This is a genomic window from Lysinibacillus sp. FSL K6-3209, assembly GCF_037976175.1.
In the GTDB taxonomy this organism is placed as follows: Bacteria; Bacillota; Bacilli; order Bacillales_A; family Planococcaceae; genus Lysinibacillus; species Lysinibacillus sphaericus_D.
This window is the reverse complement of the sequence record NZ_CP150264.1, coordinates 2,626,298-2,641,173: the sequence shown is the minus strand read 5'-3', so window position 1 is coordinate 2,641,173 and position 14,876 is coordinate 2,626,298. Positions and strand designations below refer to the sequence as shown.

The 14,876-nt window shown below is 37.4% G+C and carries 14 protein-coding genes; 7 read left to right on the top strand and 7 right to left on the bottom strand.

Annotated features, from left to right (window positions below):
- Positions 1-70: 70 nt before the first annotated feature.
- The 6 genes from MHH88_RS12800 to MHH88_RS12775 all read right to left on the bottom strand — a co-directional run bounded on the left by MHH88_RS12800 (position 71) and on the right by MHH88_RS12775 (position 6,202).
- Positions 71-1,231 (bottom strand): Ger(x)C family spore germination protein, encoded by a 1,161-nt coding sequence (locus MHH88_RS12800; RefSeq protein WP_339258518.1) that lies wholly within the window; start codon positions 1,229-1,231, stop codon positions 71-73.
- Positions 1,224-2,681: a spore germination protein gene (locus MHH88_RS12795; RefSeq protein WP_339258516.1), complete on the bottom strand. Its 1,458-nt coding sequence runs from the start codon at positions 2,679-2,681 to the stop codon at positions 1,224-1,226. The genes MHH88_RS12800 and MHH88_RS12795 overlap by 8 nt, the downstream gene beginning before the upstream one ends.
- Complete coding sequence (locus MHH88_RS12790; RefSeq protein WP_339258514.1) at positions 2,681-3,805, bottom strand: endospore germination permease; 1,125 nt, start codon at positions 3,803-3,805, stop codon at positions 2,681-2,683. The genes MHH88_RS12795 and MHH88_RS12790 overlap by 1 nt, the downstream gene beginning before the upstream one ends.
- Positions 3,806-3,913: 108 nt before the next feature.
- Complete coding sequence (locus MHH88_RS12785; RefSeq protein ID WP_103976338.1) at positions 3,914-4,804, bottom strand: RsiV family protein; 891 nt, start codon at positions 4,802-4,804, stop codon at positions 3,914-3,916.
- Positions 4,797-5,315 (bottom strand): sigma-70 family RNA polymerase sigma factor, encoded by a 519-nt coding sequence (locus tag MHH88_RS12780; protein ID WP_339258512.1) that lies wholly within the window; start codon positions 5,313-5,315, stop codon positions 4,797-4,799. Before MHH88_RS12780 ends, MHH88_RS12785 begins: the two co-directional genes overlap by 8 nt.
- A gap of 119 nt (positions 5,316-5,434) precedes the next feature.
- The gene (locus MHH88_RS12775) at positions 5,435-6,202 is read right to left on the bottom strand and encodes a TSUP family transporter (RefSeq protein ID WP_339258510.1); all 768 of its coding nucleotides are present in this window, start codon (positions 6,200-6,202) and stop codon (positions 5,435-5,437) included.
- Between the two features lie 216 nt (positions 6,203-6,418).
- On the opposite strand from MHH88_RS12775, the gene MHH88_RS12770 reads away from it, so the two are divergent.
- Entirely contained in the window at positions 6,419-6,844 is a 426-nt protein-coding gene (locus tag MHH88_RS12770) for a hypothetical protein (RefSeq protein WP_069513191.1), read from the top strand.
- A 75-nt stretch (positions 6,845-6,919) separates the two neighbouring features.
- Positions 6,920-7,918: an LLM class flavin-dependent oxidoreductase gene (locus tag MHH88_RS12765; protein WP_339258507.1), complete on the top strand. Its 999-nt coding sequence runs from the start codon at positions 6,920-6,922 to the stop codon at positions 7,916-7,918.
- Between the two features lie 157 nt (positions 7,919-8,075).
- Here the strand turns inward: MHH88_RS12765 and yfkAB are convergent, their stop codons facing one another.
- Positions 8,076-9,188: a radical SAM/CxCxxxxC motif protein YfkAB gene (gene yfkAB, locus MHH88_RS12760; RefSeq protein WP_339258505.1), complete on the bottom strand. Its 1,113-nt coding sequence runs from the start codon at positions 9,186-9,188 to the stop codon at positions 8,076-8,078.
- Positions 9,189-9,585: 397 nt separating this feature from the next.
- Here yfkAB and MHH88_RS12755 point away from each other — a divergent pair, with 397 nt between their 5' ends.
- The 5 genes from MHH88_RS12755 to MHH88_RS12735 all read left to right on the top strand — a co-directional run bounded on the left by MHH88_RS12755 (position 9,586) and on the right by MHH88_RS12735 (position 14,868).
- The gene (locus MHH88_RS12755; RefSeq protein WP_339258504.1) at positions 9,586-10,275 is read left to right on the top strand and encodes a YjjG family noncanonical pyrimidine nucleotidase; all 690 of its coding nucleotides are present in this window, start codon (positions 9,586-9,588) and stop codon (positions 10,273-10,275) included.
- 160 nt (positions 10,276-10,435) lie between these two features.
- Entirely contained in the window at positions 10,436-11,350 is a 915-nt protein-coding gene (locus tag MHH88_RS12750; RefSeq protein ID WP_339258502.1) for an S-layer homology domain-containing protein, read from the top strand.
- A 170-nt stretch (positions 11,351-11,520) separates the two neighbouring features.
- Positions 11,521-13,116: a nickel ABC transporter substrate-binding protein gene (nikA, locus tag MHH88_RS12745; RefSeq protein WP_339258500.1), complete on the top strand. Its 1,596-nt coding sequence runs from the start codon at positions 11,521-11,523 to the stop codon at positions 13,114-13,116.
- 4 nt (positions 13,117-13,120) lie between these two features.
- Entirely contained in the window at positions 13,121-14,062 is a 942-nt protein-coding gene (locus tag MHH88_RS12740) for an ABC transporter permease (RefSeq protein ID WP_339258498.1), read from the top strand.
- Positions 14,062-14,868: an ABC transporter permease subunit gene (locus MHH88_RS12735; protein ID WP_339258496.1), complete on the top strand. Its 807-nt coding sequence runs from the start codon at positions 14,062-14,064 to the stop codon at positions 14,866-14,868. The genes MHH88_RS12740 and MHH88_RS12735 overlap by 1 nt, the downstream gene beginning before the upstream one ends.
- The last annotated feature ends 8 nt before the right edge of the window (positions 14,869-14,876 follow it).

Sequence of the window (14,876 nt, the reverse complement as noted above, 5' to 3'; positions counted from 1 at the left end):
TAGAATGTAAGATTGTAAAGTAAATAGGCATCGAATGTGAATTATTCGATGCCTTAGATTTATTTTACAACTATTCTCTAATTGTTTCGGTATAAGATCCTCTGCCAGGATTTATTTTGTAAACATTTACATGAATATTGCGTATGGAATCTTCAGTTAACTCTATTTTTCCGTTTTTTTCTAATTTTTTCCACAGTTTAACGTCTTTGCGGTAAAGTCTTTCAGATAAACGGTAAATATCTGTATCCAACGCAATAGCTTCCTTAAATGTTTCTCTTACCTCTTTTTCCACTTGTTTTTCGATCTCTTTTTGAATTTCTTTCGTAGTAATTTTTTTTGTAATACCAAGAACGCTGGTTGCCTCCAATTTGATTTCGATATCAAATTGTACATTTTCGTTTTTTACGATAGGTGTAATATGAACTTTTATATGTTCCAAAGCAACGGTTACATAGGAATTTTCATCTTCACCAATTTGCCCTGTGATTTCACTGCGCATTGTTTCATTGGTCATCCATTTGACACCGTTAGCTTTATTTTGTGTGAGAGCGCCTTTATAGCCTTCTTTGGATAAGAGTGCAACACCCTTTATTTCTATCGATTCAGTCTTTCCTTTCGACGTTTCCCATCCTTTATCAATTGAGACAAGAGGTAAATACACTTCATGACTAGGCTCATTTAGACCGATGACCAATTTTCGAACGTTAATCGGTGTTACAAAAGATTCTTGCCTAAATGAATTTAATGGATCACCGAGTTTCGATAGAGTAAGTGCTTTATTATTAATTGGCGTGACGACTAGTAATTCATCGAGTGGCTCTTTTGTGCCATATACCCATATTTGGTATCTCATTTCGCGATAACGAGTTAAAAAGTCAAGTACTTGGTTGACCTTGTCGCTTTTCATTACTTCTTCTGAAAGTATAATGTAGGTAATATGACCCCAAAATGCCTTTTGATCAATGGAATGATATAAATCAAAAAAAGAATCTTCTATTGTTTTACCTTTGGCATGTCCAATTTCAGCTTGTTGGGCTTGCGGATTATTAGGCTGTTCTGATTTGGCTATATTGGCAAAATCAATAATTTGCATATAGGTTTCATAATGACCATCTTTAAAATCGATACCAAGTGCATGAACATAGTACATCCTTTGGGGTTCAGTGACATCCCAACAGCCTGACAGCAGTGTTGTCAGTACTAACAATATACAGAGTATTTTTTTATTCATTTTTATCCTCACTCGTACGTGTTTGATCTTGTGGAGCAATATAGTTCGGGCGTTTGGCGTAGCCTTTAGGTGATAAGCGGAAAAGTGTTTTCTTAATGGTTTGCCAGTCTAAATCACCGCCAACTTGCATATAAGAATAACCAAATATTCTTATATTACATAGGTAAAGAAGGGTTAAGTATAGGGATATAAAGAAGCCAAATAATCCAAAGAAGCCGCTTAACAAAATAAAACCAAGACGGAAAATACTAATGGTCGTAACGAGAGATTGGTTTACAAGTGTAAAGGAAGCGATGGTAGAGACAGCAATAATAACGATCATTTCTGGGCTTGTCACACCGGCACGTATAGCTGCATCACCAATAATTAAACCACCAACAACACTTATCGTTCCGCCAATAACAGATGGTAAACGTAGACCTGCTTCTCGAAAGAGCTCGAACATCAGTAGCATTAATAGCATTTCCAATGAAGAGGGAAGAGGTAAACCTGTTCGACCTTGCACAACCGTTGCTAAAAACAGTAAAGGTAATTGATTTTGATGATAAGTAGTTAAGGCAAGCCAAAAAGCAGGTAAAAGCAAACCGATAAAAATACCTGATATACGTAGTAAACGTTCTAGTGAACTAAAAACAATCGGGTATTCATTATCCTCGCCTGATTTTAAGAGTAAAAATAAATTAACCGGTGTCATAACCGCATACGCTACACCATCTACAAAAATAAGAAAACGTCCGCGAATTAATGCTTGAATCGCGAAATCTGGACGTCCAGTATAATCCGTTTTCGGGAAAAATCGCGTATTTTTGTTGACACGTTCCATTAGCAAATCACTGCTAAAAACAATATCAGTGTCTACGGATTGTAGCTGTACTTTTATACTATTTAAAATGTCCATGTTGGCGATGTCATCAAAATAAAGTATGGCCACTGTTGTTTTTGAACGTTTTCCCAATTCCATTTTTTCAACACATAAGGAATTTGTCGGCAGTCGTTTTCTTAATAATGCAATATTGACGGAAATATCTTCAATAAAATTATCTCGAGGCCCTTTAACAAGTACTTCCATCCGGGTTTCTTCAGGATTACGATTTGGCTTTTTGGCAATATTACTTGCGTAAAGTAGTTCATCGGATTCAAAATAAAGAAGTAAATGGCCAGTATATACGAGTGATATAGCTTCTGATTCTTCTGTTACTTGTTGTAAGTTAGGGATGTGTAACTGGGTATTGATAGCATCTTGCAGTGATGTGTCTGTTAATTTATCAAAAAGAGACTGAACACGCCTTACAATCACGTCATGGAGTAGTTGCTGATCAATCATCGCCTCACAAATGACGAATTGTACTCGATGCTGCTTAAATACATATTCTTGAAAATGAACGTCAGCAGATTTTTCAAATAACTGCTTTAAGCCGTTTAAATCTAAGGATTTTTCTGTTGAAGGCATCAGGTGTCACCACTTTCCGTGTCTTGGTAATCGGCTTTAGACTTGTTTGCTTTTTTTCCTGACATGAAAGCCACAATCATTAAAAAAATGGATAGTAAGAAAAAGAAAATAAACGTAGCTGTTAATATATAATTTCCTTTGAGTTCTAGAAATATGTGCTCATTTAATAATATTAGTGGCAAGCATATGAAAAAGAACGGAAGTGCTACCATTTTCCATATGCGTTGGTGGTCTCCCACCATGCCCAGTAAGTCCGTTACAACATATAAAATAAATCCAACACGAATGAATGTTCCTGTAAGCCATTGATAAATAGAAAGAAAGTCTAAATGTTCTACATAGCGCCCTATAGTTACTAATCCCCATTCTTCGTAAGCAGGATAACGTTGTTTAGCAGCTTCAGTTGGTCCAAATTCTGTAATAGCACCAATAAGTGGTCCCAATGTTAACCCTGCTAGAATTAGTAGCATGATGGCAAAGTGATACCATCGAAGTCGATCTTTAATTTGATGTTGGATAAGTAAAAACATTATTAATTCTGAAAAGCCGGAAGCGGGGTAGATGAGCCCTGATAAGATTGGTTGGAAACCGTGCTCCAAAAAAGGCCGTAATAACTCATGATCCTTCACTTGTAAATTGGTAAACGCGACAAAAAAGCCAAATACGACGACCGCTAATAAAACGAATACATTGACAATAACAATTGTTTGTAAACTAGTCATGACAAGCAAAATACAAAGCGTAACATAAATAGCAAGCAAAATTAACTTTGGTGTTTTAGGTAAAAAGGTTGTATTGATCCACTGTAACGTTTCAATCATTGTAAAGGCTGCAATAATGATGAGAACAATGACAATTGTATAGATGACGATATTCGAGCCGACTTTTCCTATTTTTTGTTTTAACCAATTTTTTAAAGGTTGTTGTTTTGATTTTCTATGAATATACACTAAAAGAAAGAGCCAAGGAAACATGATTAGTGATGTGAAAATAACGGATAACCAGCTATCTCTTTCTGCAACCTCTAATAATGGAGGCATTATGGTTACGTGATTTTTTAAGCCAATAACTGTCATTGCTAGGAAGACAACATGTAAAATACTAATCGATCCGACATTTTTCATATAAAAACCCTCTAACCTGTTTTGATACATATTAGCATTGACAAAAAGTTGAAGGATTATAAGTTATAAAAAGGCACTATCTCAAATACTTGAGATAGTGCCAGCTATTTAGTGAATATATTGATTACTTACAAGACTGTTTTGAAGTACGTCCGTTGGAATTTCAAATTCTACTACGCCCATATAACCAGGTGCTACTTCATATTTATCGAATGAAATAATAAGCTTTCCTTTATCCGAAATATAGAATTGTTGTTCAGCGTCTATAGCTTTAAAAACATCCATTAAATCCTCATCAGGCAAGCCTGCACCTTTGACCCAATAGACTTTTTCTTCGTTCGATGCAGCAATTTGTGCACGCATTTGTTCTTTAATATTGTCACTAATGACACGAATATAGCTGTCATCTTTAAATAACATTGGTAGCGTGATTAAAATTTCATTTTGTTTATCAATTGTATCATAATGCATCACTGTTGAAGAAGAACCAACTGTATTGACGATATAACGTCCTATCGATAAAATTTGATCGTTATCTGTTTTAATGTCATAGCCGCTATCTACGCCATAGTGACCACCGCCATTCGCCTTTATATCGCCAACATCTGCAATAAATTCATCGTAAAGCGCTTTTCCTTCTGCACGATACTTTTCATTTAATGTATTAGCCAGCTTTTGATTTTCTAAATTTTCAATAGAAGGAACTTTAATATTTGCTTCATATGTGTCATCTGCCACTTCGTATTCAGTCCAAGTAAGTACTTTTACAACACTTCCGACAACCGGTATTTCCGAAAGGGTACGTGCCATTGCAGGGCTAACGTTTAAGCTAGCGGTAAACAGCATTGCTGCTGCTGCTGTTCCTAGTAACCAGTGTGGCGTTCGATTTTTTTTCTTCTTTTTACTTTGCTTTAGTGCATTTTCAACAACAAAGTCAAGCTCTTTTGGGATTGGTACTTCATCATATTGTTTTTTTAAATCTTTTAATTTTTTATCCATGTGTGGTTTCTCCCTTCTCATCTTGGAGTTGTATTTTTAACAGTTTTAAGGCTTTATATAGGCGTGATTTTGCTGTGCTCAACTTGATGTCCAATATATTGGCAACATCAGCTAGCTTTAAATCCTCAAAATAATGCAAAATCACTACTTCACGGTACATCTGGGGTAATTCTTCTAACGCATGCTCTAAGTCGATATCTTCGTAAATATCTTCTTGTGCAGGTGTTAAATATTGAAGAGTGTCGTCATCTGTTACTTGTAAACGATTATGTTTGCGCAAAAAATCTATTGCTGTTCTTACAACGATTTTGTAAAACCAGCTTTTCATATAATCCACATGTTCTAGTCGATCGAGAGAAAGCATCGCTTTTTGAATGCTGTCTTGTACTATATCGAGTGCATCTTGCTCGTTTTTCGTATAGCTATAGGCTAGCAAATAAAATCGTTCTTTCTGTTCACGAATTAACTGGACAAACACCTCTTCATGTTGAAATGCATTTCTTGTTTTCATGTCCAAAGAAGCTCCTTTTTAACATTTTCAAATTGTATACAACTACTAGACGTGTGAAAGTGGAGAAAAAGTTGATAGAAAGAAAAAAAACTTACCTCCTGTAAGAGGTAAGAAGCATTTTATGAAAAATAGTCGTATGTATTTTTCAGTAGTAATAGGATTGTTACGACAATAAATAGCTTACGTACATAACTGCTCCCACGTTTAATAGCAAATTTTGAACCAACAATCGCACCTGCAATTTGTGCAAGCCCCATAGCGAAGCCATAAGTATAATGGATCTGCCCTAAGTAGATAAACATTAAAAGGGCTGCAATGTTACTGCCAAAATTCAAAAATTTAGCATTGCCCGCAGATTTTAAAAAGTCAAAGCCTACTATTAAAAAGGCAAATAGTAAGAATGAGCCTGTACCTGGTCCTAAAAAACCATCATAGAAGCCAATTAAAGTAATAATAAAGATGAAACCAGCATATCGTTTAGGTGTTAGCTTATTATATGTAGAAATGCTCCCCCAGTCTTTTTTGAATATTGTATAAACGGCTACAACGGCTAGCATAATTAACATTAACGGTTTTAAAACACTTGGATCGATTAAATGGACAATCCATGCCCCAATCATGGAGCCAATAAAAACAAATGGAAATAGCTTGTAGACGGATTTGATGTCTAATTTTCCAGAACGGTAAAACGTAATGGTACTCGTCAGAGAGCCCATTGTACCGGCAAGTTTATTGGTTGCGACGGCTGCAGAAGGTGGTAATCCTACAAATAAGAGGGCTGGCAATGAAATAAGCCCACCTCCACCAACTACAGAGTCAATAAATGCGGCCAAAAAGCCAAAAATAATAAGAATCAATAAAATATTCAAATCTAAATCAAAAGGCACGAACGTCATCTCTTTTCTATAATAATAATCTGATATTAGCGGAACAAAGAGTGACTGTAAATAGTTTGAAAAAAATTCGAGTACAGCATTTAGTATGGTTCAATTGTGATGGGAATATAAAAAATCTACAAAATACAAAAATATTCTACTTTATGTAACTATTTTAATGTATTATGAAGAAAATGGTGTTTTTGCGTAAAGGGGACGTGATGACATTTGTCTTTAGGAAATCATTTTCGAATTTTTGTTTGTGTTGTATTTATGGGGGTGCTTGTAGGGTATGTGTTCAATGCAAAAAAGGATATTACCGATAATGTGTACATTGATTCAGTAAAAGAGGGCTATTTAGTTGATTTTACGGATGTGAAAGTGCGTGATGCCTTTAATTATGCTTTTACAGAACCTTATTGGCGTTACTATGAAGCGAAAACGGGTCAACATGTTGTGGAACTTTCGGGGGACATTGTATTTCTAGAGGAAAAGGGACATGCTATTTTGCAATTTGTTGTGAATGAGGAAGCGAATGAATTTAAGCTTTTCGCAATGAAATTTAACGATGAAGTACTGGATTCACAACAAAAAGGAACGCTTATTGGCATGGTGTATGAAACATGGGAAATGAAACAACTCGCTTATCAGTAAGTGCTTTTACTTTGTAAAATAGAATTACTATATTACAGTAGTAAAGAGAGCATACAGACAGAGAGGGCGTTTTCATTGAAGTTAAGTATTTTAGATCAAATTCCTGTACCAAAAGGTCATAGTGCTGAACAGGCATTTTTGCGGACAGAACAATTAGCGCTTTTAGGTGAAGAATTAGGCTTCAATCGTATGTGGTTGGCAGAACATCATAATAGCGCATCACTGGCAAGCTCAGCGCCTGAAATAACAGCGGCATATTTAGCTGCGAAAACAAAACGTTTACGTATTGGCACTGGTGGTGTTATGATGATGCATTATTCGCCGTACAAGTTGGCAGAAGTTTTTAAAACATTAAGTGCACTTGCACCGAATCGCATTGACTTTGGTGTTGGCCGTGCACCTGGTGGAGACCATGCATCGATTTATGCACTTGCCGAGGGACGCAGACAGCATTTTGATGAACAATATGATAAACTCGATACTATTTTAAAACTGATGAATAACCAAAAGACTGGCGAATCAGTCTATGATCAAGTTGTTGCATCACCTACTATCAGTCAATTACCAGAAGCGTGGTTGCTTGGCTCAAGCGGTCAAAGTGCCATGCAAGCAGGGCAACGTGGTGTAGGTTATTCGTATGCCCAGTTCTTTACTGGCAATATGTCTAAGGATATTTTTGATACGTATAAATCGTATTTTACACCTTCTTATTATATGGAAAAACCGCAAATTATCGTTACTTATGCGACAACGGTTGCCGATACTTTAGAGGAGGCAGAATACTTAGCAAAGCCAATTGATATTACGCGGCTTCAATTGATGAAGGGACAAATTATCCAAGCAATGTCGCCTGAAGAGGCGCAAGACTATCCATTGACCGAGATGGATAAAATGATGATTGAAAATAATCGTAAAGCCAACATTGTTGGCACACCGAAGGATGTTGCGGCATTTTTAGTAGCTGAACAGGAGCAATATGGCTTTGATGAAGTAATGCTAAACTGCAATCAATATGCGCAGGAAAGTCGCTTAAATTGCTATAAACTACTGGCAAAAGAATTGATTTCACAATAATGTTTTGAATACTATTTAACGGTAATTGCAGAAATGACAAAGCGTTCTTTGCAAAAAAGCGTAACACGCCAGTACAGAACAAGAAATCAACGCAATATAGAGAATATTTAAAGCAAAATGTCCAATGCATGCAAGCGCATTGGACATTTTTGATTGTTTAAAGTTTTGCTGAGCCACTTGTAAAAGTAGTGTTCTGATAGTACATATTTTTTACTAAGACGTTCGGACCTAAGCATTTTACAGCGGGACAGTGGCAGTTTAACGATTTGGCTAAATCTGTTGTCATCCATTTATCGAAAATTGCAGGTAGCTTATCTTGAACAATATTGCCAAGCGCTGATGCATCGCCAAAGTCTGTAACGATTACATCTCCTGTAAAAATATTAACATTTAGTCGAGAACGACCATCTGGATCATTACGCATTGTAACGTTTTTCGTCTCGCGTAAACGTTTTAATAGTTTTTGATCTTCCTCATCGGTGCTACATGGATAGAACGGTAGTGTACCAAATAACATCCAAGTTTTTTCATCACGCACATCAAGTAAATGATGAATAGCAGCGCGAGTTTCCGCTAGAGAAAGTGAGCTTAGTGAACTGGCGAAGTCTGATGGATACATCGGATGTACCTCGTGACGAGCACAGTGCATCTCGTTAATAATTTGATTGTGAATATGCTCTAGGTAAGGCAATGTTTTTTTGTTGAGCATTGTTTCAGCAGAGACCATAACGCCGTGTTCCGCAAGCATTTTGGAGTTATCAATCATGCGTTGGAACAAAGCAGCACGTTGTTCATAAGTTGGTTTTCGCTCCATCATGGCAAAACCTGTTTCAACAAATTCATCCACCGTACCCCAGTTATGTGAAATATGTAAAACATCCAAATACGGTGCAATGAGTAAATAACGTTCTGGTTCAATTGTTAAGTTCGAGTTAATTTGAGTACGTACCCCACGTGCATGTGCGTATTTTAATAGGGGGAGTACATAATTTTGCACGGATTTCTTCGACATCATCGGTTCGCCACCCGTAATGCTAAGCGTTTTTAAGTGGGGAATTTCATCCAGTCGTTTTGTAATTAACTCCATTGGCAGTGCTTCCGGGTCTTTGTTTTGTAATGTATAGCCGACAGCACAATGGGCGCAGCGCATATTGCAAAGAGTTGTTGTTGTAAATTCAATATTTGATAGGGTCATGTGCCCATGTTGTTCGACATCTAAATACGCTTCCCATGGATCAAAGTGGGGCGTAATGGTTTGTAAGGTCGTCATAATTCGTACATCTTCCTTTCTAGCATTCTATTGTCTCATATTCACTACTATTTTCAAATATGAAATTATTGAAAGAGCTTTTTTTCGTTTAAAAGATGCATTTTAATCTATCTTCGGAAATAATGTTCATATAAGAAAACGCTAAATATTTCTATGAGGTTATGAGTAATACGTTTAACTGTATTGGCTAAATATTAACGCGCGGTGAGGAAATGGATTGACAGTATACAAACCATGTTTTAAGTGAAGTACAGGAAGCGGTCCTAAAAAAGCTGCTTGCTTTAAATACATTGATGCAAAGAAAAGACTGAGTGTATAGTTTACTATTTTTCCAAAAAAACGTTATGATAAAGAAAGCAAGGCGGTAAGACCGTAACAAAGAAAGTAGGAAAACGTTTTGAATAAGTATGAGATACTATTGTTTGATGTAGATGATACATTATTAGATTTTGATTTAGCTGAAAATGCAGCACTAGACCGTTTGTTTGAACAAGAAAATATTGCTACTACACCGGCGATGATTGCCCGTTATAAAGAAATTAATGAGTCTTTGTGGCGTGCCTTTGAACGAGGCGAAGTAACAAAAAATACATTACATAATACTCGTTTCTCCATTGCGCTAAAGGAATTTGGTATAGAGGTAGACGGAGAATATTTTGAAGCGGGTTTCCAAAAGTACTTGCAGGAAGCGCATCATTATGTTGATGGTGCCTATGAGCTGATTGCACAGCTTGCGGGTAGTTACGATTTATATGTCGTTTCGAATGGTAAGACGAAGACGCAAAATAAACGATTAGCTGATGCAGATTTAGCCAAATACTTTAAAGGGATTTTTATTTCGGAGCAAACAGGCTATCAGAAACCGATGCCGGCTTTTTTCGATTATGTTTTTGAGCGCATCGAGGGATTAGATAAAGACAAGACCATGATTGTTGGTGATTCGCTAACATCGGATGTCAAAGGTGGTTTGCTAGCAGGAATTGATACGTGTTGGTTTAACATTCGCAATATTAGCAATGCAACGGATATTCAACCTCATTATGAAATTAAAAAATTGCACGAGTTGCATTTGTTATTAAGTCAATAATAAAATGAAGGAACTTCGCTCAACTATTAGCAGTTATAATAGTGAGCGAAGTTTTTATTACTTAAAAATGACGGTTGGTAGGAGTATGTGCTAAAAATACTATATTTTTACACATTTAAATCTATTATGATAGTAATAGAAAAAAAGAGGGAGGACCAATATGAAAGGAATTTTTCAAAAAACAATGTTAATAACACTGTTGGGGGCGTCTATAGCTTGCCCGATGCAAGCATCTGCCTATGACGAACCGACGAATTACGTACATATGAAAACGGAAAATATGACAGTATATTCCGCTTATGGTGCGACCATTTCTGCAACTGAAAAAAATGGAGTTTATAGCATTAAGGCGAATATCGTCAATAATCGTCAACCACTTGAGGTTGTCATTTTTAAAAATGGTCAAACTGGCGTGCTACAACAAGTGTTTAAAAAAGGAATTACAGAGCCTGTTGCTTATCGCGATGAAGGGGACCGTGTTGTTGCAACCATTCATAATAATGCAGAGCTGAAATTTGTGCAACCTGAACAACTTTATTTCCGTGATCTAACAAGAGCAACAGGTAGTAGCTATATCCAAACTTTGGCGGAGCGCGGTATTATTCGAGGGCGCACACCTGATTATTTTGGTGTGAACGATGCTTTAACACGTGCACAGTTTAGTGCCTTGCTCGTTCGTGCATTTAGCTTCCAGCAGATGCCAACAAAACAGTTTACAGATATAGACCAAAAAAAATCGTGGTACGTAGGTCATGTAGGTGCCTTGCACTCGTTAGGTATTATAAATGGCAAATCACCAACTATTTTTGATCCGAATGGCAAAATTACACGACAGCAGGCAATTTTAATGCTCGGGCGTACATTGGATGCTGTTGATTTTGTCCATGAAGATGAACCGACATTACCTTATGAAGATAGTCGTGCATTCCAAGGAGAGCTACTGCGTCACACGCAAACACTCTATGCGATTGGCGCGCTAGACGAAAGTGCAATGTTGCGTCCAAACGACTATATAACTCGAAGTCAATTTGCGAAAATGCTAGCAGTAACTTTACAAATTGCAGGCAGATTATAATTGTCAGAATTGTTTGCGTGCCTGTCACGCCCTTCACACCTTTTCATCCTTAATTGGAAGAAAAGGTGTTTTTTATTGTATAAGTACTTTACAAAAAGTTAAGAATCAATTAGAATTGCAAATTGTAATGATAATAGTAATCATTACTGTTTATGAAAGGGGAACAAATTATGAGAAAATTGTCTAGTTTCCTACTTATCTTCGCATTGAGTATATTAGCGGCATGCGGAAATTCAGAGGATAAAAAACAAAGCACAAGTAGCAACCCAAAAAGTGTACTGACCATGTCTTGGGTCAAAGATATAGGTCAAGTTAATCCACATATGTATGCTCCAAATGAACTGTTTGCACAAGCCATGCTATATGATCCATTAGTGAGCTATGGAGAAGATGGAAAAATACAACCGGCGCTCGCAACGTCGTGGGTTATGGCTACAGATGGTAAAAGTTATACTTTTACATTACGTGATGATGTAATGTATTCAGATGGTTCGAAGCTAACTGCAGAGAATGTAAAAAGAAATATTGATACCGTTGTCGAAAATAGTGCTGCACATAGCTGGCTAGAAGTTGTTGCGGTTATTGACAACGTGGAAATAGTGGATGAACGACAAGTTAAAATCAATTTAAAAGAACCTTATTATCCATTTTTGCAAGAATTATCACTGATTCGTCCACTGCGTATGTTAGCAGATAGTGGTTTCCCAGCGAGTGGCACGACAAAGGATGGGATAGCAAAGCCGATTGGTTCAGGCCCGTGGATTTTAACTGACTATCAGCAAGATAGCTTTGCAGAGTTTACCCGAAACGAAAATTATTGGGGAGAAAAACCGAAGTTAAAAAAAGTAATCGTCAAAATTATTCCTGATGCACAAGCGCGGATGATGGCGCTAGAAAAAGGGGATATTGATTTAATTTTTGGTAGCGGGCAACTTGCACCTGCGGAATATCAAGCGTTACAAAAAACAGGAAAATATCAAACGATGATTTCGGAGCCATCTTCCACCAGAATTTTATCATTCAATACTACATATGGGGTGACGCAGGATAAAAATGTAAGACTTGCATTGCAACATGCCTTTGACCGACAAACAATGATTGATTATGTATTAAACGGCCTAGAGCAAGAAGCCTATACATTATTTGCACCAGGTTTTCCATTTAGTGATATAAAGCTAGAACATTATACTTACAACATCGAGAAAGCGACGCAAATACTAGAGGAGGCAGGATGGGTGTTAGAAAGCGGTGCAACATTCCGCACAAAAAATGGGCAAACATTAACGTTAGTAATACCGTATAACAGCGGTGATCAAGTGCATAAGACCATTTTCGAATATTTACAAAGTGCATGGCGTGAAATAGGCGTAGAAGTGCAGTTGATTGGAGAGGAAGATCAGCTTTTCAAAATGCGTAGTAAAACAGGTCAATACAACATAATCATGAATGATACATGGGGAGTACCCTATGATCCGCATATGTATATACGCACAATGATAGGTGACAAGCAAATCGGTTATTACGCGCAAAAAGGATTGGCCGTGTCAGAGCAACTAACAGCGAATATAGCGAAAGTAATTCGTTCAACAGATGAAGGACAACGGCGAGCATTGTACGAGTCCATTTTTCAAACAATTCATGAGGAAGCCATTTTCATGCCGTTATCGTACCGTACCAATTATTTAGTTGCGAATAATGCGTTAGCAAACTTGTCATTCTCAATGCAACAGTATGAAGTCCCTCTAAAAAATTTTGAGGTGAAGTAAGCAAATGGGGTCATTTTTAGCGAAGAGATTGGGTAGCATGTTATTGGCGTTTTTTGGTATGACCATCATAGCATTTGGATTAATTCGTGTTATTCCAGTAGATCCGGTGGAAGCCTATTTTACAATGAATCAAATTCCAATATCAGAAGAAGCACTTGCATCTATGCGTGAGGAAGAGGGCTATAATCGCCCCTTGCTCGTGCAATATAGTACTTGGTTGGTAGATGCTATGACGTTGGATTTTGGTGAATCGTTTGTATCGAAAAAGTCAGTAACAGCTGAACTTTTGCAACGTTTTCATGTGACGCTGACACTTGCAGCAACCGCCTTTATTATGATTGTTACGGTTAGTTTTACGGTTGGTATTTGGTCTGCTACAAAGCGTGGTGGGTTTATTGATTGGCTTAGTCGTTCGTTTATTTTTACACTCGCATCTATGCCGAGCTTCTGGCTTGCTTTTGTTTTTGTCTATATCGTGGCATTAAAATGGGGATTGCTTCCACTAATGGGGTGGGGGAGTTTTGCACATGTCATTTTGCCTGCTGGAACGCTTGCACTCGGTTTTATTCCTTACTACATTCGGCTTATTCGATCCAGCATGCTGGAAGAAGTCAATAAACCACATGTAGTCTTTGCAAGAGCCCGCGGTGTGAAAGAGTCGGTCATTATACGGAGGCATATTGTGAAAGGGATTTTACCACAGCTTGTTACTTCGCTTGCGATGACATGTGGTGGATTGCTTGGGGGAGCGGCTATTATTGAAATTGTTTTTACAATATCAGGAGTCGGGCGATTTGTTGTAGAGTCGATGTTTGCTAGAGATTATTTTGTGCTACAAGGCTTTATCGTCATTATTGGTGGGCTATACATCGTCTTTAATTTTCTTGCAGATCTATTGTGTGCACTTGTTGATCCAAGGGTAAGGTTAAAAGGAGACGGAGCATAATGAAAAAGAAAATAGCGCTTATAAGTAGTAGTGTGCTTGTGTTATTGCTGATTGTCATGGCATTATTTGCACCGTGGCTTGCCCCAAATGATCCTTATGCGACCAATATGGCATTGAAATTACAAGGCTTTTCTACTGACTATCCATTAGGTACCGATTATTTAGGGCGCTGTGTGTTATCGCGTTTATTATACGGGGCACGTGTATCTCTTTTTATCGCGTTGAGTGTACTTGTCGTAACATTGTTTATTAGCATGTTTGTCGGGCTGCTTGCTGGTTATGTTGGAGGTATTGTCGATTTAGTATTAATGCGTCTTTGCGACATTTTTCTAGCGATTCCTGATTTCGTGTTTGCACTTGTCATTGTTGGAGCGCTTGGTGGCGGTATACGGAATATGTTTATCGCCATTGTGCTTGTGTCATGGGTGGGCTTTGCACGGATTATTCGCAACATGGTGCGGTCATTAAAAGAGAGTACGTATGTGCAGTATGCGCGTACAATAGGAGTTCCAAAATGGAAAATTATAATAAGACATATTGTACCTTTTGTATTCCCACAAATTTTTTTATTGAAATTAATTGGTCTTGGCTCAACGATTTTACTGATTTCTGAGTTGTCATTTTTAGGTTTAGGGGTATCAGCACCGATGGCAGAATGGGGCATGATGATTAGCGATAGTAAAACGTATTTGATGAGTCATCCGATGCTCATGTTTCTACCAGGTATTATGATTTCATTAACTGTTCTGATTTTGAATTGGTTTGGCGATGCACTTCGAGAGGCAATGGATCCAAAAGCCATATAGGAGGGAGG

Excerpts from the sequence above, each read along its gene's own strand:
- nikA (WP_339258500.1), top strand. The coding sequence starts at position 11,521 with ATGAGAAAATTGTCTAGTTTCCTACTTATCTTCGCATTGAGTATATTA.
- MHH88_RS12790 (WP_339258514.1), bottom strand. The coding sequence starts at position 3,805 with ATGAAAAATGTCGGATCGATTAGTATTTTACATGTTGTCTTCCTAGCA.
- MHH88_RS12795 (WP_339258516.1), bottom strand. The coding sequence starts at position 2,681 with ATGCCTTCAACAGAAAAATCCTTAGATTTAAACGGCTTAAAGCAGTTA.
- MHH88_RS12740 (WP_339258498.1), top strand. The coding sequence starts at position 13,121 with ATGGGGTCATTTTTAGCGAAGAGATTGGGTAGCATGTTATTGGCGTTT.
- MHH88_RS12785 (WP_103976338.1), bottom strand. The coding sequence starts at position 4,804 with ATGGATAAAAAATTAAAAGATTTAAAAAAACAATATGATGAAGTACCA.
- MHH88_RS12735 (WP_339258496.1), top strand. The coding sequence starts at position 14,062 with ATGAAAAAGAAAATAGCGCTTATAAGTAGTAGTGTGCTTGTGTTATTG.
- yfkAB (WP_339258505.1), bottom strand. The coding sequence starts at position 9,188 with ATGACGACCTTACAAACCATTACGCCCCACTTTGATCCATGGGAAGCG.
- MHH88_RS12800 (WP_339258518.1), bottom strand. The coding sequence starts at position 1,231 with ATGAATAAAAAAATACTCTGTATATTGTTAGTACTGACAACACTGCTG.
- MHH88_RS12750 (WP_339258502.1), top strand. The coding sequence starts at position 10,436 with ATGAAAGGAATTTTTCAAAAAACAATGTTAATAACACTGTTGGGGGCG.
- MHH88_RS12780 (WP_339258512.1), bottom strand. The coding sequence starts at position 5,315 with ATGAAAACAAGAAATGCATTTCAACATGAAGAGGTGTTTGTCCAGTTA.